Here is a 22,936-nt window from a genome sequence, read left to right as displayed (position 1 = left end):
AATTTATGTCAAATTTTACGAAGTTTTACCGACAAGCGTTTCAATATTGCAAGAGAATGACAAAACAAAAACGGCTCCCGCAGGAGCCGTACTTTTTTGTCAACGTGTTGATTAGCCTTTGATTTGTGCGTGCATTTCCTGCACGGAAATCACTTGCTCCGTTGGGTCAGCATTCAGCGACATCGCGGTAGCAAAACCACCGTTCAGCGTGGTGTCATAATGCACTTTATATTGCAGCGCACTGCGGCGAATCAGTTTGGAATCTTCAATCGCCTGACGTCCCGCGGTGGTGTTAACGATGTAAGTATATTCACCGTTCTTCAGGCGATCCTGAATGTGCGGACGACCTTCATGCACCTTGTTCACCAAACGTGGGTTGATACCCGCTTCGCCCAGCACCACAGCGGTACCGTGCGTGGCATCCAACTCGAAACCAAACTTCTGCAACTTAGCCGCCAGGTCGACGATACGTTTCTTATCGCCTTCACGCACTGACAGCAGCGCACGGCCGGTTTTCTTCATGTTGCTCTGCGCACCTAGCATCGCTTTGGCGAAGGCTTCCGCGAAGGTACGACCTACGCCCATCACTTCGCCGGTAGAACGCATCTCTGGGCCGAGGATGGGGTCAACGCCTGGGAACTTGTTGAACGGCAACACCACTTCTTTCACCGAGTAGTACGGTGGAATCACTTCTTTGGTGACGCCTTGCTCAGCCAGGGTTTTGCCCGCCATCACGCGCGCAGCCACTTTCGCCAGCGCTACGCCGGTCGCTTTCGAGACGAATGGCACAGTACGCGCGGCACGTGGGTTAACCTCAATCAGGTAAACCTCGTTGTCCTTCACCGCGAACTGTACGTTCATCAAGCCACGTACGTTCAGCTCGAAGGCCAGTTTTTCTACCTGCTGACGCATCACGTTCTGAATTTCAGTGCTCAGCGTGTAAGCCGGCAGCGAACAGGCCGAGTCACCTGAGTGCACGCCCGCTTGTTCGATGTGCTCCATAATGCCGCCAATCAGCACGCGCTCGCCGTCGCAAATCGCATCGACATCGACTTCAACCGCATCGTCAAGGAAGCGATCCAGCAGTACCGGCGCATCGTTTGATACCGAAACAGCGGTCTGGAAGTAGCGCTTCAGGTCGATTTCGTCGTAAACGATCTCCATCGCACGGCCGCCCAACACATAGGAAGGACGCACCACCAGCGGATAACCGATGCCAGCCGCTTTTTCTACCGCTTGCTCCAGCGTTGCTACTGTGGCGTTGGCCGGTTGCTTCAGGTTCAGGCGATCAACCGCTTGTTGGAAGCGTTCACGGTCTTCTGCGCGGTCAATGGAATCCGGGCTGGTACCAATCACCGGAACGCCAGCGGCTTCAAGCGCACGCGCCAGTTTCAGTGGCGTCTGACCACCGTATTGCACGATAACGCCTTTCGGCTGCTCGATGCGCACGATTTCCAGCACGTCTTCCAGCGTAACCGGCTCGAAGTACAGGCGATCCGAGGTGTCGTAATCAGTTGATACGGTTTCCGGGTTACAGTTGACCATGATGGTCTCGTAACCGTCTTCACGCAGCGCCAGCGCCGCATGTACGCAGCAGTAATCGAATTCGATGCCCTGGCCGATACGGTTTGGACCACCGCCCAAAATCATGATTTTTTCACGATCCTGGTTTGGATTGGCTTCGCACTCTTCTTCATACGTTGAGTACATGTAGGCGGTATCGGTAGCGAACTCAGCCGCACAGGTATCAACGCGCTTGTATACCGGATGCAGGTTGAATTGCTGACGCAGCTTGCGAATTTCGCTCTCTGATACGCCAGCCAACGCAGCCAGACGCACATCGGCAAAGCCTTTACGCTTCAACGCGCGCAGGAAGTCGGCATTCAGTGAGTTAACACCTTCGCGCTCCACCTGCTCTTCCAAACGCACCAGCTCTTCAATCTGCACCAGGAACCAGCGATCAATATTGGTGAGGTTGAACACGCCATCCACCGACATGCCTGCACGGAAGGCATCAGCGATGTACCAGATACGGTCAGAACCGGCATCTTTCAGCTCACGGCGGATGCGCGTCAGTGCTTCGGCATCATCAAGGCTGACTTTTGGGTCAAAGCCGCTGGCGCCAACTTCCAGGCCGCGCAGTGCTTTTTGCATCGACTCCTGGAAAGTACGGCCAATCGCCATTACTTCACCCACCGATTTCATCTGCGTGGTCAGACGATCGTTTGCACCGGCGAATTTCTCGAAGTTGAAGCGAGGAATCTTGGTCACAACGTAGTCGATTGACGGTTCGAACGATGCAGGCGTTAAGCCGCCAGTGATGTCGTTCATCAGCTCATCAAGGGTGAAGCCCACCGCCAGTTTCGCCGCCACTTTAGCAATCGGGAAGCCGGTGGCTTTCGATGCCAGCGCTGACGAACGCGATACGCGCGGGTTCATTTCGATGACGATCATGCGGCCATCTTTCGGGTTCACCGAGAACTGCACGTTAGAACCGCCGGTTTCTACGCCGATTTCACGCAGTACCGCCAGCGAGGCGTTACGCATGATTTGGTATTCTTTGTCGGTCAGCGTTTGCGCCGGTGCCACGGTGATGGAGTCACCGGTGTGGATACCCATCGCATCGAAGTTTTCGATTGAGCAGACGATGATGCAGTTGTCGTTTTTATCACGCACCACTTCCATCTCGTACTCTTTCCAGCCAATCAGCGACTCATCAATCAGCAGCTCATTGGTTGGCGACAAGTCCAGACCGCGCTCGCAAATCTCTTCAAACTCTTCGCGGTTATAAGCGATACCGCCACCGGTGCCGCCCATTGTAAAGGAAGGACGAATGATGCACGGGAAGCCGACATCTTCAGCCACCGCCAGCGCTTCTTCCATGGTATGCGCGATACCGGAACGTGCAGTGCCGAGGCCAATGCTTTTCATCGCCACGTCGAAACGGCGACGATCTTCCGCTTTATCAATCGCATCAGCGGTGGCACCAATCATGGTGACGCCGAACTCGGCCAACACACCTTGACGCTCCAACTCCAGCGCACAGTTCAGCGCAGTCTGGCCGCCCATTGTTGGCAGCACCGCATCCGGGCGCTCTTTTTCGATAATTTTGCGCACCACTTCCCAGTGAATTGGCTCGATATAAGTGGCATCGGCCATTTCTGGGTCGGTCATGATGGTTGCCGGGTTGGAGTTCACCAGAATGACGCGGTAACCCTCTTCACGCAGCGCTTTACACGCCTGCGCACCGGAGTAGTCAAATTCACATGCCTGGCCGATGACGATCGGGCCAGCACCAAGAATCAGGATGGATTTTATGTCTGTACGTTTTGGCATCGTGGGCTCCTGATTACTTCGCGTTAGAACGGTAAGCTTCGATCAGTTCGATAAAGTGATCGAACAGCGGCGCCGCATCGTGCGGGCCTGGGCTCGCTTCCGGGTGTCCCTGGAAGCTAAAGGCCGGTTTGTCAGTGCGGTGAATGCCCTGCACAGTTTGGTCGAACAGCGACACATGCGTCACGCGCAGATTGGCCGGTAACTGGCTGTCATCTACCGCAAAACCGTGGTTTTGTGCAGTGATCATCACTGTGTTGTTGTCGAGATCTTTCACCGGGTGGTTACCGCCGTGATGACCAAGTTTCATCTTGACGGTTTTGGCACCGCTCGCCAGCGCTAACAGCTGATGACCGAGGCAGATGCCGAATACTGGGATGTCGGTTTTCAGGAAAGCCTGAATCGCGTTGATGGCGTAATCACACGGCTCCGGGTCACCAGGACCGTTCGACAGGAAAATGCCGTCTGGATTGAGCGCCAGAACCTCTTCGGCTGGCGTTTTCGCCGGCACGACTGTCAGGCGGCAGCCGCGATCCACCAGCATACGCAGGATGTTACGTTTCGCGCCGTAATCGTACGCCACCACATGGAACGGCAGCTCTTCCGCGCTTTTCTGCTCCGGCAAATCACCTTCCAGTGTCCAGCTACCCTGCTGCCACGCGTAAGTTTCTGCGGTGGTCACTTCTTTCGCCAGGTCCATCCCTTTCAAGCCCGGGAACGCCTGCGCTTTTTGCAGCGCCAGCGCAGCATCCGGATTATCGCCCGCAATAATGCAGCCGCTCTGTGCACCTTTCTCGCGCAGCAAACGGGTCAGTTTGCGCGTGTCGATATCGGCGATGCCAACGATGTTATTGCGCTGCAAGTAAGCTGACAGACTTTCTTCACTGCGGAAGTTGCTGGTAATCAGCGGCAGATCGCGAATAACCAGGCCTTGAGCATGGATTTGGCTGGATTCTTCATCGGCGGCGTTAACGCCAACATTGCCGATATGGGGATAAGTGAGGGTAACGATTTGGCGGGAATAGGAAGGATCAGTGAGGATTTCTTGATAACCGGTCATTGAAGTGTTGAAAACGACTTCTCCCACTGCCGATCCCGTTGCCCCGATGGCCCGACCGTGGAATTGGGTTCCGTCTTCCAGAACCAAGAGCGCTGACTTAATCAAAACATCCTCCAGGGAATAAACAGTCACAATATTTGCATATTAATTCAAAACCAGTGGCAGAATCAATGCAAAACCCGCCTGAGTACTCGAATTTTGGCAAATTGCGCGCATTCTAATGATCGCCCCGCACCTTGTCTACAGTGAGCGTCTATTTTTTTGTATATTTCGGGCAACTGAATGTTAAAAACGGTGAAAGGCGATAAAAGAGTGAGATAACTCGAAAAAATAATCGGTTGCCTGGCAGCAATAATGGCAAAGTGATGCTACGGCGCATAAATTTTTGACCAAATGGTCAAAATTAGCTTTCAGCAGCATCAAAAACACCCAGCAACCACCAAAAACACACACTTCAAATAAAAATTATCACAGGATCGGTATTTTTACATAAAATTAAGGGCAATGATTACATTGCCCTCGTCAATCAAGGTCTTACCGATTGAAATAACCACATCACGATGGTTCACAACACTCACAACATCAATAAATCCAGCACATCACGCATATCATAAAGGCCAGATTTCTTGTCTTTCAGCCAACTTGCCGCCTTAACCGCGCCATTTGCGAAGGTCATGCGGCTGGAGGCCTTGTGGGTAATCTCTACACGCTCGCCAATATCGGCAAACATCGCGGTATGTTCACCGACGATATCACCCGCACGTACCGTGGCGAAGCCGATGGTTTGTGGCTTGCGCTCGCCGGTATGGCCTTCACGGGCATACACTGCGTGTTCGTCCAGATTCCACTTCATGGCATCGGCAATCGCTTCGCCCATTGCCAACGCGGTTCCTGATGGTGCATCAACTTTATGACGATGGTGCGCTTCAACGATTTCGATATCCGCATAATCGCCCATCACTTTCGCCGCTTGTTGCAGCAGGTTCAGCACCAGATTTACGCCCACGCTAAAGTTGGCCGCAAACACAATGCCGATATCTTGCGCTGCCGCGCGGATCGCTGCTTTGCCCGCGTCGTCAAAACCGGTGGTACCGATGACCATTGCTTTGTTGTGCTGGCGGCAAAACGCCAGATACTCCAGCGTGCCTTCCGGGCGGGTGAAGTCGATCAGCACATCAAAGTCATTGGCGACCTTGTTTAAATCGTCGGTGACGATGACACCGGTTTTACCGATGCCTGCTAATTCGCCAGCATCAACGCCTAATAGTGATGAACCACTGCGTGCCAGCGCTGCGCCGAGCGCCACACCTTCCGCTTGCTGCGCGGCCTGAATCAAATTGCGTCCCATGCGACCCGGCGCACCAACGATAGCAATGCGGATTTCACTCATAATTATTCATTCCTGATACAAATCTATGCACGTAAAGCGTAAACAGGTTAACGGTCAGATAACAGTCACGCCACAATAAAAAAGGGATATAAGAATTTTATGCCAACCGCGAAACATTATCAGTAAAAGCAATCCCGCATGCTGGAAATGGGATTTTGTGCGGCGACAGATAAAGAAAAGGCCGAACAATGTCGGCCTCATTTTGTAGCAGTTTGAATCGCTTACTGCACGTTACGCACTTCAACGCGCAGCTCTTTCGGCACTTCAAACACGATGTTCTCTTCACGACCAATCAGCTCAATCGCCGCTTCGCCGCCCAGCTCACGCAGACGCTGAATTACCTGCTGCACCAGAATGTCGGGCGCAGAAGCGCCAGCGGTGACACCGATGATTTTTTTGTCTTTAACCCACTCTTCCTGAATGTCATCCGCTGAATCAATCAGCTTCGCCAACTTGCCAGCGCGTTGCGCCAACTCAGCCAAACGGTTCGAGTTCGAGGAGTTTTTAGAACCGACCACCAGCACCACTTCAGCATCACGCGCTAAAACGCGCACCGCTTCCTGACGGTTTGTGGTGGCGTAGCAGATATCATCTTTACGTGGACCGATAATCGCTGGGAAGCGCTGACGCAACGCATCAATTACGTCAGAGGTATCATCAACCGAAAGCGTGGTCTGCGTCATGAAGCACAGGTTGCTTTCATCTTTCACGTTCAGTTTGAAGACATCTTCCGGTGATTCCACCAGATACATGCCGCCGTTGGGATTGCTGTATTGGCCCATGGTGCCTTCCACTTCGGGATGGCCCGCGTGACCAATCAAAATCGCTTCAACACCTTTACGGCTGGCACGCGCCACTTCCATATGCACTTTAGTAACCAGTGGACAGGTGGCATCAAACAGCATGGTGAGATTGCGCGCTTTGGCTTCGGCACGCACAGCTTGAGACACGCCGTGCGCCGAGAAGATCAGAATCGCGTCATCCGGTACTTCGGAGATCTCTTCGATAAAGATCGCACCGCGCTCACGCAGGCTACTCACCACGTAGCGGTTATGCACCACTTCGTGACGCACGTAGATCGGTGCGCCGTACATCTCCAGCGCACGCTCGACGATGCTGATGGCGCGATCAACGCCAGCACAGAAACCGCGTGGATTAGCTAACAGGATTTGCATCGTTAGTCTCCAGCACCGGATCAATCTCCAGCACTTCAATTTCAAACTGAATGCGTTGACCGGCCAGCGGATGGTTGAAATCCACGGTGATCGAATCACCGGAGATTTCACGGATCACGCCCGGCATTTCGCTGCCGCCACGACCGCTGAACAGCATAATGGCACCGACTTCCGGTTCACCCGCATCGTTAAAATCACGTCGCGAGAAGTACTGCACCAGATCCGGGCTGCTGCCGCCAAAGGCATCTTCCGGTTCCAGAGTGAAGGCGTGCTTGTCACCCACTTTGCGGCCCAGCAATTGCTGCTCCAACGCGGCTGAAAGGCTGCCATCACCCAGACGGAACAGCGCTGGTTTGCCGTTGGCGCGCGTGGATTCGGCTGTCGAGCCATCTTCCAGCTTCAGCGTAAAGTGCACCAGCAACGCGCTATCGCGCTGTACAGAATCTGTCATCAGTTACCCTTTCAATTTTTCCTGTTTGCCGTTCGGGCTGAGAAACCCTTCCAGCACCACCAACGCTGCGCCGATACAGATAGCGCAGTCGGCGATATTGAAGGTGGCGAAGTGCCAATCTCCGACATAGAAGTCGATAAAATCGACCACAAAGCCGTGATACGAACGGTCAAACAGATTACCTAATGCCCCGCCAATGATCAGTGCGTAGGCAATGTTGGTTAATTTGTTGCTTGCGCGGTTGCGATACATCATCACCAGCAACGCCACCACGATAGCAATGGCGATGCCAGCAAAGAACCAGCGCTGCCAGCCGCCTTTGTCTGCCAGGAAGCTGAACGCCGCGCCATAATTGTGCGCGTAGAACAGATTCAGATACGGCATCAGCGGCTGCGTTTCATGCAGCATCATGTTGTCCATGACCCACATTTTGCTGCCAAAATCGATGGCGATCACCACCAGCACCAACCACAGCCAGCGCAAACCAGTCGAACAAATAGCTTTACTCATTAGGCAAATTTCCGCTGCTCGCCGTTTCCGGACACATTGGTGTAGCAACGACCACAGACCGCCGCGTGCTCAGGATTCTGGCCAACGTCGGTAGTGTAATGCCAGCAGCGTGGACATTTCTCGCCTTCTGCTTTGTGCAACGCAATTTTCAGACCTTTCAACACTTCGCTCTGCTGCGCTTCATCGCTGGCTGTGACGTAATCCGCCACCGTTGCGCCTGAAGTCAGTAGCACAAAGCGCAGTTCATCGCCCAGTGCTTGCAGCTTGGCAGCCAGTTCCGCATCTGCATACAGCGTTACCGTGGCTTCTAATGCACCACCAATACGCTTGTCGCTACGCGCTTGCTCAATCACCTTGTTCACTTCGCCGCGCACTTTAAGCAGCTCGTCCCAATAGGCATCGTTCAGCGCTTCGTTGTCTGCCAGCCCAAACAGATCTTGATACCACTCTTCAGTAAACACGTATTTCACGCGCTCGCCCGGCAAATAGCCCCAGATTTCGTCGGCGGTGAAGGACATAATTGGTGCCATCCAGCGCACCAGCGCTTCAACGATGTGCCACAGCGCGGTTTGGCAGCTACGACGCGCCAGGCTGTCGCCTTTGGCGGTGTATTGACGATCTTTAATCACATCGAGATAGAACGAGCCCATTTCGATCGAGCAGAAGTGCATCAGACGTTGCACCACTTCGTGGAAATCATAGTTTTCGTAAGATTGAACGATGTCTTGTTGCGCAGCCAGCGCACGGCCAACGGCCCAACGATCCACCACCACCATCTCTTCAGGCTTAACGCAATCTGTCGCCGGGTTGAAGCCCGCCAGGTTTGCCAGCAGGAAACGCGCGGTGTTACGGATACGACGATAGCTGTCGGCGGCACGTTTCAGGATTTCATCAGAAACCGCCATTTCACCGGAATAGTCGGTTGAGGCCACCCACAGACGCAGAATATCCGCGCCGAGTTTATCCATTACATCTTGCGGTGCCACGGTGTTGCCGATCGATTTCGACATCTTGCGGCCCTGACCATCCACGGTGAAACCGTGCGTCAGTACCTGACGATAAGGCGCTTTGCCTTTCATCGCCGTGGAGATCATCAGCGAAGACATGAACCAGCCGCGATGCTGATCCGAACCTTCCAGATACATATCCGGCGTGTTGCCGCCGAACTCTGGACGCGCATCAACCACTGCATAGCTGGTTGATCCTGAATCGAACCACACGTCTAAGGTGTCTGGCACTTTGACGTAATGATCAGCATCGTCGCCCATCAGATCGCGCGGATCGAGATCCCACCACGCCTGAATCCCGTCTTGCTCAACCAGCCTGGCGACTTTTTCCATCAGCTCCAGCGTATCCGGGTGCAGTTGCTCGCTCTCTTTGTGCACGAACAGCGCCATCGGCACGCCCCACGTACGTTGACGCGAGATACACCAGTCCGGACGGTTTGCCACCATCGCTTCGATACGCGCCTGGCCCCAATCTGGGATCCACTGCACGCCTTTGATCTCTTTCAACGACTGTGCACGCAAGCCTTTCTGATCCATGCTGATGAACCATTGTGGCGTGGCACGGAAGATGATCGGCGTTTTGTGACGCCAGCAGTGCGGATAGCTGTGCAGCAGTTTTTCAACGTGCAGCAACGCACCTTTCTCTTTCAGCAACTCAACGATCATGTCGTTGGCTTTAAAGACGTTCACACCATCCAGCGTTGGGTAAGTGCCTGGCAGATACGCACCATCTGGACCAACTGGGTTGGCCGTTTCCAGACCGTATTTCTGGCCGATCACGTAGTCATCCGGGCCGTGGCCCGGCGCGGTATGGACTGCGCCAGTACCGGCTTCCAGCGTAACGTGTTCGCCCAGCACCACTTTAGATTGGATATTCTCAAGGAACGGATGCTGGAACAGCTGCAACTCCAGCGCTGCGCCATTACATTCGCCCAGCACGGTCCAGTTACTGATGCCGGCGCGCTTCATGACGCTCTCAACCATCTCTTTGGCGAGGATCACGCTACGGCCATCTATTTGCAGCAGCTGATATTCAAATTCTGGGTGCAGTGAGATACCGCGGTTAGCTGGCATGGTCCACGGTGTGGTGGTCCAGATCACCAAAGAAACCGGGCCTTCTGAAGTGGTTACGCCAAATTTCGCGCGCACCGCATCAGCATCAACGGCATTGAACATCACGTCGATGGATGGCGAGGTTTTGTCGTAATACTCGACTTCCGCTTCAGCGAGGGCTGAACGGCAATCCATGCACCAGTGCACCGGCTTCGCGCCTTTGTGCAAGTGGCCGTTACCGATGATTTTGCCCAACGCACGAATGATGTTGGCTTCGGTCTGGAAATTCATGGTCAAGTACGGACGATCCCAGTCGCCCAGCACGCCGAGGCGGATGAAGTCATTTTTTTGGCCTTCAACCTGCTCCGCTGCATATTGGCGGCAAGCAGCACGGAATTCAGCCGCGCTGACTTTCTCGCCCGGCTTACCGATCATCTGCTCGACTTTGTGTTCAATCGGTAAACCGTGGCAGTCCCAACCAGGAACATACGGCGAGTCATATCCCGCCATGCCTTTCGACTTAACGATAATGTCTTTCAGAATCTTGTTTACTGAGTGACCAATATGAATGCTGCCGTTCGCATAAGGAGGGCCATCATGCAAAATAAAGGTTTTTTTCCCTTTCTTGGCTTCGCGGATGATGCCGTACAGGTTGTCATCATACCAACGTTGCAGCATTCCCGGTTCGCGCTTGGCCAGATCGCCACGCATCGGGAACCCCGTTTCCGGCAAATTCAGGGTAGATTTATAGTCACTCATCAGATTCTCGATTCCGTATTTCGGTCATTAAACCGGTGTTTTTAGCCCAAAGAATTGGCGGGCTGTCACCACATCTTTCGCAATTTGTTCTTTCAACGCGTCCAGCGAAGCGAAACGCTGTTCATCGCGAATCTTCTGCTTCAGCACCACTTCAATGTGATGCCCATAGAGATTCATATTTGTGTCGAGCAGGTGAACTTCAAGCTGCTGACGTAAACCTTTTACCGTTGGACGTGTACCGATATTAGCCACGCCCGGCAACGGCTGTGCGCCGAGGCCCAAAACTTCAACCGCAAACACGCCTTTAACCGGCGTAACGCTGCGACGTAATGGGATATTTGCGGTAGGAAAACCGATGGTGCGCCCAAGTGCATCACCGTGCACCACGCGACCTGAAATACCAAACGGATGGCCCAGCAACGCTTCGGCTTGTGCAAAATCATCTTGTGCCAGCGCCTGACGTACTGCCGTGCTGCTGATACGCTTGCCGCCATCGCAGTAAGTTTGGGTGCTGATGACCTCAAAACCATACTCGATACCGGCTTTCTGTAATAACAGGAAATCGCCCTGGCGACCAGCGCCGAAGCGGAAATCATCGCCGACCGCCAGGAACTTGACGTTGAGCTTATCCACCAGCAATTCAGAGATAAAACTCTGCGCCGAGTGTGCGGCAAAGCGGCGATCAAAACGCACGCACAGCACCGCATCCACACCCGCAATTTCCAGGTATTTCAGTTTTTCGCGCAAACGCGTTAGACGCGCTGGCGCTTTGTCACCGGCAAACAACTCAAGCGGTTGTGGTTCGAAGACCATGACCACCACCGGCAGATTGCGTTTTCGTCCCTCGGCAATTAATTCCGCCATCAAAGCCTGATGGCCGCGATGTACGCCGTCGAAATTACCAATAGTCAGGACGCAGCCGCGATGCTGCTCTTTCAGATTATAAATACCGCGGATAAACTTCATGGCTGACTCAAACCGGTGGAAATCGGCGGATTATACCCTTGAATGGCGTTTAGGTTAACCCGTATACGTGCCTTTCCTGCTTCGGAAGCGGCTTAATCCGCGTGTGACCAGATGCTTAGCGAGGATCTGAAGATTTTTGCTGCGAAATACTGTATTCAGCGGCGTGTTGCTGGTAGAATCCTGCGCCATCAATTACGTAATCAAGTGTTGTTGCTGAAACGACGCTTATTTGCACAAATCCATTGACATAAGAAGGCGCAAAAGGCATAGTCCTCGGCCTTTGATTTGTCCATATAGATCACATTTGGGAGTTGGACCTTGGCTAATATCAAATCAGCTAAGAAACGCGCCGTAACATCTGAGAAACGTCGCAAGCATAACGCAAGCAACCGTTCAATGATGCGTACTTTCATCAAGAAAGTATACGCGGCTATCGCAACAGGCGACAAAGCTGCTGCGCAGAACGCATTCAACGAAATGCAACCACTCGTGGACCGTCAGGCTGCTAAAGGTCTGATCCACAAAAACAAAGCTGCACGTCATAAAGCAAACTTGACTGCTCAGATCAACAAACTGGCTTAATCGCCCGTCTGTTTATCGTTTTGTAGAAAGAACCGGCGCTTAGCCGGTTTTTTTATACCTGCGATTCGTTGGTAAACAGTGCACTAAAGTCGCGATGGCAAATACGCTGCACCGCCGGATGTTGAATCATGCGCTCAGCGAAGATCACGTGATACTCCTCCATCACTTCCTCTAAACGCCCAATCTCCTTGATCGCATCGTCACGATAAATTTCTGCGCCATACAGCGTTGGGGCAACGAAAATCGCGTTATTCAACGCACCAAATGCCTTCATCAAGGCGGCATCATCAAACTCGCCAAGAATCTCCACCTGCAAGCCCTGGCTGTGAATCCAGTTCAATAATTTGCGACCCAGCATCGAGCGGCGGCCAGGAATCAATAAGCGGCGTTCTTCCAGGCAAGCGGGGAATGGCAAGGACGGCAAAGGAGTGTTGCACCAGAAACTGATCGGACACTCACCCAGCTTGAGTGAAAACAGCCCTTCCTGTTGCGTTGAGTCGATGGAGCAATCGGAGAGGATCATGTCCAGTTTGTGCTGGCTAAGTTGCTCCAGCAGCATCTCATGGGTTGATTCAAAGCAGCGCAGATGGATTTTTTCATCCGTCATCACCGCCGTTTCGAGCACCTTGCTGACCAACTGCTTCGACAACGCATCCGCGACGCCGACATCAAACAACAGATGCGACTCTTTACGATAGTTAACGATATCGAGCATTTCCTGGCTCAGCATGAACATGCGATCGGCATAACGAAACACCAGCTGACCAAGTTCATTGGGCACTAAACCGCGCCCTTGTCGCCGAAACAGCACGCCGCCCAGCTGATCTTCCAGCGCTTTGATTTGGCCGGTTACCGTTTGCGGCGCCAGACACAAGACATCCGCCGCACGCACCACCGAACCGGTTTTGCACACCTGCCAGAAATAGTAGAGATGATTAAAATTGAGCTGATTCATCGGCAAAAAAGGAGGCTTACGCCTCCTTCCTGTATTAACGCAGTTTAACGCGTAGCAGTACGTAACCCAGCACCGCCGACAGCAGCGAACCACTGAGGATGCCCAATTTAGAGAACGTCACCAGCTGTTCATGCGCGGCATCGAATGCCAGCGAACTGATAAAGATCGACATGGTAAAGCCGATACCGCACAGCACACCAATCGCCATGATATCGCGTATCGTGGTGCCAGCCGGCAGCACCGCCAGCCGCCATTTCACCGCCAACCAGCAGAACAAGGTGATACCCAATGGTTTACCAATCAACAGGCCGAGAATGATGCCCAGCGGCTCTGGTGACAGCGCATCCATAAAGGTGATACCGGTCAGCGAAATGCCCGCATTGGCGAAAGCAAACAGCGGCAGAATCAGCCAGTTTACCCACGGCATCAATCCATGCGCTAAATGCTCAGCCGGTGAATGCCCATCCTTCTCTTCCAATGGAACAAAGAAGCCGACGATAACGCCCGCTAGGGTGGCGTGCACGCCGGACTTGAGCACCGCCGTCCACAGTACAATACCCACCAGCATGTAAATCGCGATATTACGCACGCCACAGCGATTAAGAATCGCCAGCAACACAATCGCGCCCGCCGCCACGCTCAACGACAGTACCGAGAGATCGCTGGTGTAGAACAGCGCGATAATCACGATGGCGCCAAGATCATCGATAATCGCCAGCGCCATCAGGAACACTTTCAGCGCAGTAGGAACGCGACTGCCGAGCAACGCCAATACACCCAAAGCAAAGGCAATATCGGTCGCGGTAGGAATTGCCCAACCGTTACGCGCAATCGGATCGCCATGGTTTAGCATCAGGAAAATCAATCCTGGCGCCACCATGCCGCCCAGCGCGGCAATTACCGGGAAGATGGCACGATCGCGGCTAGCAAGTTCGCCGGTGATCAGCTCGCGTTTCACTTCCAAACCGATCACCAGGAAAAACAGCGCCATCATCGCATCGTTAATCCACAGCAGCAGGTTTTTGCTGATATCCAATGCGCCAAAGCGAATTTGCACCGGTTCCGCCAGCAGCGATTGATAGCCTTGAGCGGTCTCCGCGCTGTTAGCCAAAATCATGGCGGCGACTGCAGCCAGAATCAGCACCATGCCGTTACTGGCGTCACTGGCAATAAAGCTTTTCAATAAGCTTCGAATAGAACGGGTTTTGTTCACAACTCCTCCTGAGTAGGGACATGTAGGCTGAGAAGTGTAGCGAGTTGAACACCTCGTTAAAAGCAGCTTATGTCTCGTTAATTGCTCGATAATACCGAAGTATTCAAATAACGTTTATGGCGTATATCAATGAAGAGGCAGAGTTGAGCATAGAGCAGAGGCGGCGGCTTGGCGGGAAAACATAAAAAAAGCGGAGAGTTGCCTCTCCGCTTTTTAATTCATCGCTTACGAAATTAACGTGTCAGGTCATCGAAGAACTTCTTCACGCCGTCGAAGAAGCTTTTGGAGCGCGGGCTATTTTTCTCGCCGCTTGGTCCACCAAAGCTCTCTTCCAATTCACGCAGCAACGCTTTCTGCTTGTCGTTCAGGCTAACTGGCGTTTCCACCACCACACGACACAGCAAATCACCAACTGCACCGCCACGCACTGATTTCACGCCTTTACCGCGCATGCGGAACAGCTTGCCGGTTTGTGTTTCAGATGGCACTTTCAGGTTCACACGGCCATCGAGCGTCGGCACTTCAATCTCGCCACCTAATGCTGCCATGGCAAAATTGATCGGCACTTCGCAGTACAGGTTGTTATCTTCACGTTCAAAGATGGGGTGTTTCTTCACTGAAACCTGAACGTAAAGATCGCCTGCCGGTGCACCGTGCTCACCTGCTTCGCCTTCGCCACTGAGACGGATGCGATCGCCGGTATCCACGCCCGCCGGAATCTTCACCGACAGCGTTTTGCTGCGCTCAACACGGCCGTGACCATGACACGCGTTGCACGGATCTTTGATCACCGAACCGCGACCGTGACAGGTTGGACACGCTTGCTGCACCGTGAAGAAGCCCTGACGCATCTGCACCTGGCCGGCACCGTGACAGGTATGACAGGTCTGCGGTTTGGTGCCCGCTTTCGCACCGCTGCCGTGGCAAACATCGCACTCTTCCAGCGTAGGAATGCGGATCTCTTTGGTCACGCCGCGTACCGCTTCTTCAAGCGTCAGCTCCATGTTGTAGCGTAAATCGGCGCCACGAGCAGCACGCTGACGGCGGCCACCACCAAAAATATCGCCAAATACGTCGCCAAAGATATCGCTGAAGTCAGCTCCGCCACCACCGAAGCCGCCACCGCCGCCCATGCCACCTTGTTCAAAGGCTGCATGACCGTATTGGTCGTAGGCCGCACGCTTCTGCGCATCGGTCAGAATTTCGTAGGCTTCCTTAACCTCTTTAAACTTCGCTTCGGCTTCTTTATTGTCCGGATTACGATCCGGATGGTATTTCATCGCCAGGCGCTTGTAAGCCTTTTTGATTTCACGCTCATCCGCGGATTTAGAGACGCCTAAGATCTCGTATAAATCACTCTTAGCCATATTTGTTCTGCCCTTAACATGATCGCACGGGCGTGGAGAAATCTCCTACGCCCGTGCTGGTTTCAACGGCTGTCAGGCCAGCCGTCGCGCCCGGTCAGGGGCAATTATTTTTTGTCTTTAACTTCTTCGAATTCAGCGTCGACAACGTCGTCATCTTGCTTTGCAGAAGCCTCGCCAGCGTCAGCTTGACCTTGCTGCTGCTGTGCCAGTTCCATCAGCTTGCTAGACACTTCCATCAATGCCTGCATTTTGGCTTCGATTTCGGCTTTGTCTTCGCCTTTCAGCGCGGTATTCAGCTCGGTCAGTGCCGCTTCGATTGGTGCTTTATCCTCAGCGGACAGCTTGTCACCGGCTTCATCCAGCTGCTTACGGGTGCTGTGAGAGATCTGATCACCTTGGTTACGGGTCTGAACCAGTTCTTCGAACTTACGGTCAGACTCGGCGTTCGCTTCCGCGTCGCGCACCATTTTTTCGATCTCTTCTTCGTTCAGACCAGAAGAAGCCTTGATGGTGATCTTCTGCTCTTTACCGCTGTTTTTGTCCTTCGCTGATACGTGCAGGATGCCGTCTGCATCGATGTCAAAGGTGACTTCGATCTGTGGCATTCCGCGCGGTGCAGCCTGGATACCATCAAGGTTGAACTGGCCCAGTGATTTGTTATCACCAGAACGCTTACGCTCACCCTGCAGCACGTGAATGGTCACGGCAGACTGGTTATCTTCAGCCGTTGAGAACACCTGGCTGTGCTTGGTTGGGATCGTGGTGTTCTTGCTGATCAGCGAAGTCATCACGCCACCCATGGTTTCGATACCCAGCGACAGCGGAGTTACGTCCAGCAACAGAACGTCTTTTACTTCACCCGCCAACACGCCGCCCTGAACCGCAGCACCGACGGCAACCGCTTCATCCGGGTTCACGTCTTTACGTGGCTCTTTGCCGAAGAATTCAGTCACTTTAGCCTGAACCATTGGCATACGAGTCTGACCGCCAACCAGGATCACATCGTTGATGTCAGAAACTGACAGGCCTGCATCTTGCAGAGCCACTTTCAACGGCTCGATTGAGCGAGAAACCAGATCTTCAACCAGTGATTCCAGTTTCGCACGCGTCACTTTGATGTTCAGGTGCTTAGGACCGGTTGCATCCGCCGTGATGTACGGCAGGTTAACGTCGGTCTGCTGAGCTGAAGACAGCTCGATCTTGGCTTTCTCTGCGGCTTCTTTCAGACGCTGCATTGCCAACGGATCGTTGTGCAGATCGATGCCCTGATCTTTCTTAAATTCAGCCACCAGATAGTTAATCAGACGGCTATCGAAGTCTTCACCACCCAGGTGGGTATCACCGTTGGTTGCCAACACTTCAAAGGTTTTTTCGCCATCAACGTCATCGATCTCAATGATTGAGATATCGAAAGTACCGCCGCCCAGGTCATATACCGCGATAGTACGGTTGCCCTGACCTTTATCCAGACCGTAAGCCAGTGCAGCTGCGGTTGGTTCGTTGATGATACGTTTTACTTCCAGACCCGCGATACGGCCGGCGTCTTTGGTCGCCTGACGCTGCGCATCGTTGAAGTAAGCTGGAACAGTGATTACTGCTTCAGTTACCGCTTCACCGAGGAAATCTTCCGCGGTTTTCTTCATTTTTTTCAGCACTTCAGCAGAGATCTGCGGCGGTGCCATTTTCTGGCCTTTCACGTCCAGCCATGCGTCGCCGTTATCAGCGCCGATGATTTTGTATGGCATGATTTTGATATCACGCTGTACTTCTTCGTCCTGGAAACGACGGCCAATCAGGCGCTTGATCGCAAACAGGGTGTTCTGCGGGTTGGTCACAGACTGACGTTTAGCCGGAGAACCAACCAGAGTTTCGCCATCTTGTGCATACGCAATGATCGACGGCGTGGTGCGATCGCCTTCGGCGTTTTCCAGCACGCGTGCTTTACCACCATCCATAACTGCAACACATGAGTTGGTTGTACCCAAGTCAATACCAATAATCTTACCCATCTAAACGTCTCCTACTTAAATTCTTTGCCAATTTGGGTTGTGAAACACAGATGCGGCCTAACTGACCACTTTCAACTGCTGAAGCAGGCTTTTTTTGCTGCCTCACAACGCTCGATGACAAGTAAATGGGGCCAGTTAGATGCGCATCAAGGGTTAAAACTAAAAAAATTTCATTCTTTAGCGCGATTCAGATCAAAGTTGGGCAAAAAGAGGCCGCTTATCATGCTGCGCCTCGCGCCCCACCGCGGTTTGCGCGGGCAAAACACAAAAAGCAATTCACAACATCACCTCTGAGGAAATATGAGCAACACCACGCTGGCGAATCCCGCCCCGCTGGGCTTAATGGGATTCGGTATGACCACCATTCTGCTCAACTTACACAACACCGGCCTGTTTGCCATGGACGTCATCATTCTGTCGATGGGCATCTTCTATGGCGGCATCGCGCAAATCTTTGCCGGTCTGTTGGAATATAAGAAAGGCAACACCTTCGGTCTTACTGCCTTCACCTCGTATGGTTGCTTCTGGCTGACGCTGGTGGCGATTCTGCTGTTGCCAAGAGTTGGGCTGACAGAAGCGGCTGATAGCCACTTCCTCGGTGCCTGGCTGGCGCTGTGGGGCGTATTCACTGCATTCCTGTTTATCGGCACGCTGAAGTCGCCAAAGATGTTGCAGTTCATCTTTGCCAGCTTGACGATTCTGTTTGCGTTGCTGGCCGTTGGTCATTTGACGGATAACGCAGCACTGCTGCGCATTGCCGGTTACATTGGCATCGTTTGCGGATCGAGCGCGTTCTATCTGGCGATGGGCGAAGTGCTGAACGAGAAGTTTGGCCGCACTATTCTGTGGATTGGCGAGTAATGAAAAAAACGCGGAGCTTGCTGGCTCCGCGTTTTTATTATGACGAATGCAGCGACATATCCAGCTGCGCATGCTGCTGACGGCTATCGCGCCACAGCCAAATCCCCACCACAAAGCCGATTCCCGCCAGCGCCAGCACATACCAGGCGGGTGCCATCGGCGTTAGGCTCATCATTAACGTCACGCTGATTGGCGTCAGACCACCAAAAATCGCGTACGCCACATTGTACGAGAATGAAATACCGGTAAAGCGCACCGGCGCTGGGAAAGCGCGCACCATGACAAACGGCACGATGCCGACCACGCCAACGCTTAAACCCGCCAGGCCGTACCAAACGAACAGCATTTCTGGCGTACTACTCAATTGATGGAAGAAATTCCAGCTGCCGATCGCCAGCAATAATGAACCCACCATCAAGGTACGCGCCGCGCCAAAACGATCCACCAGCCAACCGGCAATCACACAACCTAACAGCAGCATCACCGTGGCGAAGCTGTTGGCTTGCAGGCTTAACGCCGCCGGAATGCCGTGCTGTTTCTGCATCAAGGTCGGTGCCATCAAAATCACCACCACGATGCAGGCCGAGAGCAACCAAGTCAGCAGCATCGAAATCACAATGCTGCGTTTATGGTTGGCAAGGATGGTTTGCAGCGGCATTTTTTCAGCCAGCGCTTTGCGTTGCTGCATTTGCTGGAATACCGGTGTTTCATGCAGCCAGCGGCGCAGATACATCGCCAGCAAGCCGAACACACCGCCAAGGAAAAATGGAATGCGCCAGCCGTGATCGCGAATCGCTGCCGGGGAAAGCGTGGTATTCAGCACGGTTGCCACCAGTGAACCAAGCAGAATGCCAGCGGTTAAACCGGCAGTCAGCGTACCGCAGGCAAAACCAATGCGTTTTTCCGGCACATGTTCGGCAACAAATACCCACGCGCCCGGCACTTCACCGCCAATTGCCGCGCCTTGCAGCACGCGCATCAGCAGCATTAACAACGGCGCAGCAATGCCAATGCTGGCATAAGTGGGGAGCGCGCCCATCGCCAATGTTGGCAAGGCCATCAGCAGTATGCTCAGACTGAACATTTTCTTACGCCCCACTTTGTCACCAAAGTGCGCCATGATAATGCCGCCGAGCGGACGCGCCAGATAACCGGCAGCAAAGATGGCGAAGGTCTGCACCTGACGCAGCCATTCAGGGATATCGGGTGGGAAGAAGAGCTCGCCGATGACGGCGGCGAAAAAGACGAAAATGATGAAGTCGTAAAATTCCAGCGCCCCGCCAAGGGCAGCCAGCGACAGGGTTTTATAATCCTGTCCATTGAGTCGACGCGTTGCTTGCGTATCCATAATCCAGCGTTATCCAGAGGCAAAATAAGGTTGTAAAGCTGGGGTTACTATATCGTCAATATTTTGCCACACCAGCGCCGCTAGATTTTATGCCTGAAAACGGCAATCTTTAGTCATTTGTCTCACGGCGAGCGCTTTTCGGGCGAAAAGCTGCTACCACTTCGCTGTGCGTTTCCACATACGGCCCTTCCAGCAGCTGTAAACAATAAGGTACAGCAGCGAAGATCCCCGGCACTTTAACCGATCCATCTTCTGCTTTAAGTCCTTCCAGCGTCTCTTTAATGGATTTTGGCTGGCCAGGCAGATTAAGGATTAAAGACTGTTTGCGGATCACGCCAACCTGACGCGACAAAATCGCTGTTGGCACGAATTGCAGGCTGATTTGGCGCATCTGCTCGCCAAACCCCGGCATCTCACGGTCGGCAATGGCTAATGTGGCATCCGGCGTGACATCACGACGTGCCGGTCCGGTGCCGCCGGTGGTCAGCACTAAGTTACAGAACAGTTCATCGACCAATTCACAGATCGCTTGTTCAATCATCGGCTGCTCATCCGGCACCAAACGCGTTTCGATTTCAAACGGCGTAGCGAGTGCAGCAGCGAGCCAGCTTTCTAATGCCGGAATGCCCTGATCCTGGTAAATGCCATTGGCAGCACGATCGGAAACGGAAATTAATCCAATACGTAAAGTATCCATAGAGTTATCGCTGTGGTTGGCTGCATCGCAGCTGAAAAGAAGGAGGATTTAAACAGGATAATACAAGAAGCGGGGAAAAAACGTAAAACCGTGGCAGCTAGTTGCCGCCACGGCGTATCACCTTACAGCAGTTCGGCGATCATCTTCTCAAGTTTGCCCTGGTCGATGGCAAAGTTGCGGATACCTTCAGCCAGTTTAGTCACGGCCATTGGATCCTGGTTGTGCTGCCAGAAGAACTCAGCTTCAGTCATCTTCGCTGGACGCGCTTTCACTTCGCCGGTGTAGCTCAGTTTGCGCTCAACGGTACCTTCGGTCTCAGCCAGCTCTTTCAGCAGGCCCGGAGAGATGGTCAGGCGGTCGCAGCCAGCCAGTTCAATGATTTCGCCAACGTTACGGAAGCTGGCGCCCATCACCACGGTTTCATAGCCGTGCTGCTTGTAGTAGTTGTAGATTTCAGCCACTGAAACCACGCCTGGATCTTCGTGTGCAGCGTACTCTTTCTTATCGGTGTTCTGCTTGTACCAGTCGAGGATACGGCCAACGAATGGTGAAATCAGGAATACGCCCGCTTCCGCACATGCACGCGCCTGCGCGAAGGAGAACAGCAGCGTCAGGTTACAGTTGATGCCTTCTTTTTCCAGCTGCTCAGCAGCACGGATACCCTGCCAGGTCGAAGCCAGTTTGATCAGGATACGATCGTTGCTGATGCCAGCATCGTTGTACAGTTTGATCAGGCTACGCGCTTTCGCGATGCTCGCTTCAGTGTCGTAAGACAGGCGCGCATCAACTTCAGTTGAGATACGACCAGGGATCAGTTTGAGAATTTCCAGACCAATGTTGACGGCCAGCTTGTCTGATACCAGCGCCAGTTGTTCTTCTTTATTGCTGCTCTGCTGACGTGCCCAAGTGATGGCTTCGTCAATCAGTTTGCGGTATTCAGGGATTTGAGCGGCGTTGAGAATCAAAGAAGGGTTGGTGGTCGCATCTTGCGGCTGGTAAAGCTTCATTGCCGCGATATCACCGGTGTCGGCGACCACAGTAGTCAGCTGACGCAAGGAAGTAAGTTTGTCCGTCATGGTTCTCTTTCTCTTAGGTTGACTGTCAGGGTGTAAAAGGCTGTTGCGATAATATCACGCACAATTCACCACGCAACACCACGAAGTGCCCTTTACGATAGCGCTAACAAATGGCAGCGATTTGCCGATCCGCCGCGCTTTTTTGCTACACTCGCTGCGATATTTTTCCCTTCAATCCCCTGATAAACCTGCGGGTCAACGAGGACGTAAACAATGCTGATGGTTATCTCGCCAGCGAAAACTCTGGACTATGAAAGCCCGCTGGCGACACAACGCTATACACAACCGGCGCTGTTAGAAAAATCACACCAATTAATTGACGTTGCGCGCGATCTTTCACCGGCGCAAATTGGTTCGCTGATGAGCATCAGCGACAAGCTGGCGCACCTCAACGCCGAGCGATTTAATCAGTGGCAACCACCCTTCTCGCTCGACAACGCACGTCAGGCGATTCTGGCGTTTAAAGGTGACGTGTACACCGGTTTGCAGGCTGAAACCTTCAATGATGGCGATTTCGAGTTTGCTCAGCAGCATTTGCGCATGTTGTCCGGTTTGTACGGTTTGCTGCGCCCGCTGGATTTAATGCAGCCGTATCGCCTTGAAATGGGCATCAAGCTGGCAAATCCGGCTGGCAAAGATCTTTACGGTTTCTGGGGCGATTTGCTCACTGAGAAGCTGAATGAAGCGATTGCCGAACAAGGCGATGAGGTGCTGATAAATCTGGCATCTGATGAATATTTCAAAGCCATCAAGCCGAAGAAGCTCAACGCGCAGCTGATTAAACCGGTGTTCCTTGATGAGAAGAACGGCAAGTTCAAAGTGATTAGCTTCTACGCCAAGAAAGCGCGTGGATTGATGAGTCGTTACGTGATTCAGAACCGCCTGACCAAGCCAGCGCAACTGAAGAAATTCGATGTGGATGGCTATTTCTTAGATAGCGCAGAAAGCAGCGAGAACGAGCTGGTGTTTAAGCGCCGCGAGCAGAAATAATAAAGGTCGCCAAAAATGGCGTAATGCCGATCAGTTAAGCCAAAAATGATCGGTTGAACGATCCGGCAGTTCTGCAAGAATCCGTAATCTATCAGGGATTACGGATTTTTTTATGTTACTCAGTCAGGCTCTCG

Annotated in this window: 18 protein-coding genes; 3 read left to right on the top strand and 15 right to left on the bottom strand. The window is 53.0% G+C overall.

Annotation, left to right across the window (positions count from 1 at the left end; all coding sequences use genetic code 11):
- Positions 1-111: 111 nt before the first annotated feature.
- The 8 genes from carB to ribF form a co-directional block, all read right to left on the bottom strand.
- Complete coding sequence (carB, locus tag ACPUC7_RS16865) at positions 112-3,336, bottom strand: carbamoyl-phosphate synthase large subunit (RefSeq protein WP_343554708.1); 3,225 nt, start codon at positions 3,334-3,336, stop codon at positions 112-114.
- 13 nt (positions 3,337-3,349) lie between these two features.
- Positions 3,350-4,498, bottom strand: a complete 1,149-nt coding sequence (gene carA / locus ACPUC7_RS16860) for a glutamine-hydrolyzing carbamoyl-phosphate synthase small subunit (protein WP_494923777.1) — start codon at positions 4,496-4,498, stop codon at positions 3,350-3,352.
- A gap of 469 nt (positions 4,499-4,967) precedes the next feature.
- The gene (gene dapB / locus ACPUC7_RS16855) at positions 4,968-5,783 is read right to left on the bottom strand and encodes a 4-hydroxy-tetrahydrodipicolinate reductase (protein ID WP_494923776.1); all 816 of its coding nucleotides are present in this window, start codon (positions 5,781-5,783) and stop codon (positions 4,968-4,970) included.
- 221 nt (positions 5,784-6,004) lie between these two features.
- Positions 6,005-6,958, bottom strand: a complete 954-nt coding sequence (gene ispH, locus ACPUC7_RS16850) for a 4-hydroxy-3-methylbut-2-enyl diphosphate reductase (protein ID WP_343554265.1) — start codon at positions 6,956-6,958, stop codon at positions 6,005-6,007.
- Positions 6,939-7,409, bottom strand: coding sequence for an FKBP-type peptidyl-prolyl cis-trans isomerase (gene fkpB / locus ACPUC7_RS16845; RefSeq protein ID WP_343554264.1), 471 nt, complete (start codon positions 7,407-7,409; stop codon positions 6,939-6,941). The genes ispH and fkpB overlap by 20 nt, the downstream gene beginning before the upstream one ends.
- A gap of 3 nt (positions 7,410-7,412) precedes the next feature.
- A complete protein-coding gene (lspA, locus tag ACPUC7_RS16840; RefSeq protein WP_494923775.1) occupies positions 7,413-7,919 on the bottom strand; it encodes a signal peptidase II in 507 nt (168 codons plus the stop codon).
- Entirely contained in the window at positions 7,919-10,738 is a 2,820-nt protein-coding gene (gene ileS / locus ACPUC7_RS16835) for an isoleucine--tRNA ligase (RefSeq protein ID WP_494923774.1), read from the bottom strand. Before ileS ends, lspA begins: the two co-directional genes overlap by 1 nt.
- 27 nt (positions 10,739-10,765) lie before the next feature.
- Positions 10,766-11,704, bottom strand: coding sequence for a bifunctional riboflavin kinase/FAD synthetase (ribF, locus tag ACPUC7_RS16830; protein ID WP_494923773.1), 939 nt, complete (start codon positions 11,702-11,704; stop codon positions 10,766-10,768).
- A gap of 318 nt (positions 11,705-12,022) precedes the next feature.
- On the opposite strand from ribF, the gene rpsT reads away from it, so the two are divergent.
- Positions 12,023-12,286 (top strand): 30S ribosomal protein S20, encoded by a 264-nt coding sequence (gene rpsT, locus ACPUC7_RS16825; RefSeq protein ID WP_036619798.1) that lies wholly within the window; start codon positions 12,023-12,025, stop codon positions 12,284-12,286.
- Positions 12,287-12,338: 52 nt separating this feature from the next.
- Here rpsT and nhaR read toward each other — a convergent pair whose 3' ends face one another.
- The 4 genes from nhaR to dnaK form a co-directional block, all read right to left on the bottom strand.
- A complete protein-coding gene (gene nhaR / locus ACPUC7_RS16820) occupies positions 12,339-13,241 on the bottom strand; it encodes a transcriptional activator NhaR (RefSeq protein ID WP_494923772.1) in 903 nt (300 codons plus the stop codon).
- Positions 13,242-13,275: 34 nt separating this feature from the next.
- Entirely contained in the window at positions 13,276-14,454 is a 1,179-nt protein-coding gene (gene nhaA, locus ACPUC7_RS16815) for a Na+/H+ antiporter NhaA (RefSeq protein WP_494923771.1), read from the bottom strand.
- 233 nt (positions 14,455-14,687) lie between these two features.
- Positions 14,688-15,821: a molecular chaperone DnaJ gene (dnaJ, locus tag ACPUC7_RS16810; protein ID WP_343554256.1), complete on the bottom strand. Its 1,134-nt coding sequence runs from the start codon at positions 15,819-15,821 to the stop codon at positions 14,688-14,690.
- A gap of 104 nt (positions 15,822-15,925) precedes the next feature.
- A complete protein-coding gene (gene dnaK, locus ACPUC7_RS16805) occupies positions 15,926-17,830 on the bottom strand; it encodes a molecular chaperone DnaK (protein WP_494923770.1) in 1,905 nt (634 codons plus the stop codon).
- Positions 17,831-18,130: 300 nt separating this feature from the next.
- Here dnaK and satP point away from each other — a divergent pair, with 300 nt between their 5' ends.
- The gene (gene satP / locus ACPUC7_RS16800) at positions 18,131-18,691 is read left to right on the top strand and encodes an acetate uptake transporter (RefSeq protein ID WP_494923769.1); all 561 of its coding nucleotides are present in this window, start codon (positions 18,131-18,133) and stop codon (positions 18,689-18,691) included.
- Positions 18,692-18,728: 37 nt separating this feature from the next.
- Here the strand turns inward: satP and ACPUC7_RS16795 are convergent, their stop codons facing one another.
- From ACPUC7_RS16795 to tal, 3 genes are all read right to left on the bottom strand, one after another.
- On the bottom strand, positions 18,729-20,039 hold the full coding sequence (locus ACPUC7_RS16795; protein ID WP_494923768.1) for an MFS transporter: 1,311 nt from the start codon (positions 20,037-20,039) through the stop codon (positions 18,729-18,731).
- A gap of 109 nt (positions 20,040-20,148) precedes the next feature.
- Positions 20,149-20,736 carry a molybdopterin adenylyltransferase gene (gene mog, locus ACPUC7_RS16790; RefSeq protein ID WP_494923767.1) on the bottom strand — a complete coding sequence of 196 codons (588 nt, stop codon included), beginning with the start codon at positions 20,734-20,736 and terminating at the stop codon, positions 20,149-20,151.
- A gap of 122 nt (positions 20,737-20,858) precedes the next feature.
- The gene (tal, locus tag ACPUC7_RS16785) at positions 20,859-21,812 is read right to left on the bottom strand and encodes a transaldolase (protein WP_343554251.1); all 954 of its coding nucleotides are present in this window, start codon (positions 21,810-21,812) and stop codon (positions 20,859-20,861) included.
- Between the two features lie 213 nt (positions 21,813-22,025).
- On the opposite strand from tal, the gene yaaA reads away from it, so the two are divergent.
- Positions 22,026-22,802 carry a peroxide stress protein YaaA gene (yaaA, locus tag ACPUC7_RS16780; RefSeq protein WP_343554250.1) on the top strand — a complete coding sequence of 259 codons (777 nt, stop codon included), beginning with the start codon at positions 22,026-22,028 and terminating at the stop codon, positions 22,800-22,802.
- The last annotated feature ends 134 nt before the right edge of the window (positions 22,803-22,936 follow it).

This window comes from Pantoea sp. CFCC18179, assembly GCF_059412405.1.
The sequence above is the reverse complement of the archived record's forward strand: the minus strand, read 5'-3'. Positions and strand labels throughout refer to the sequence as shown.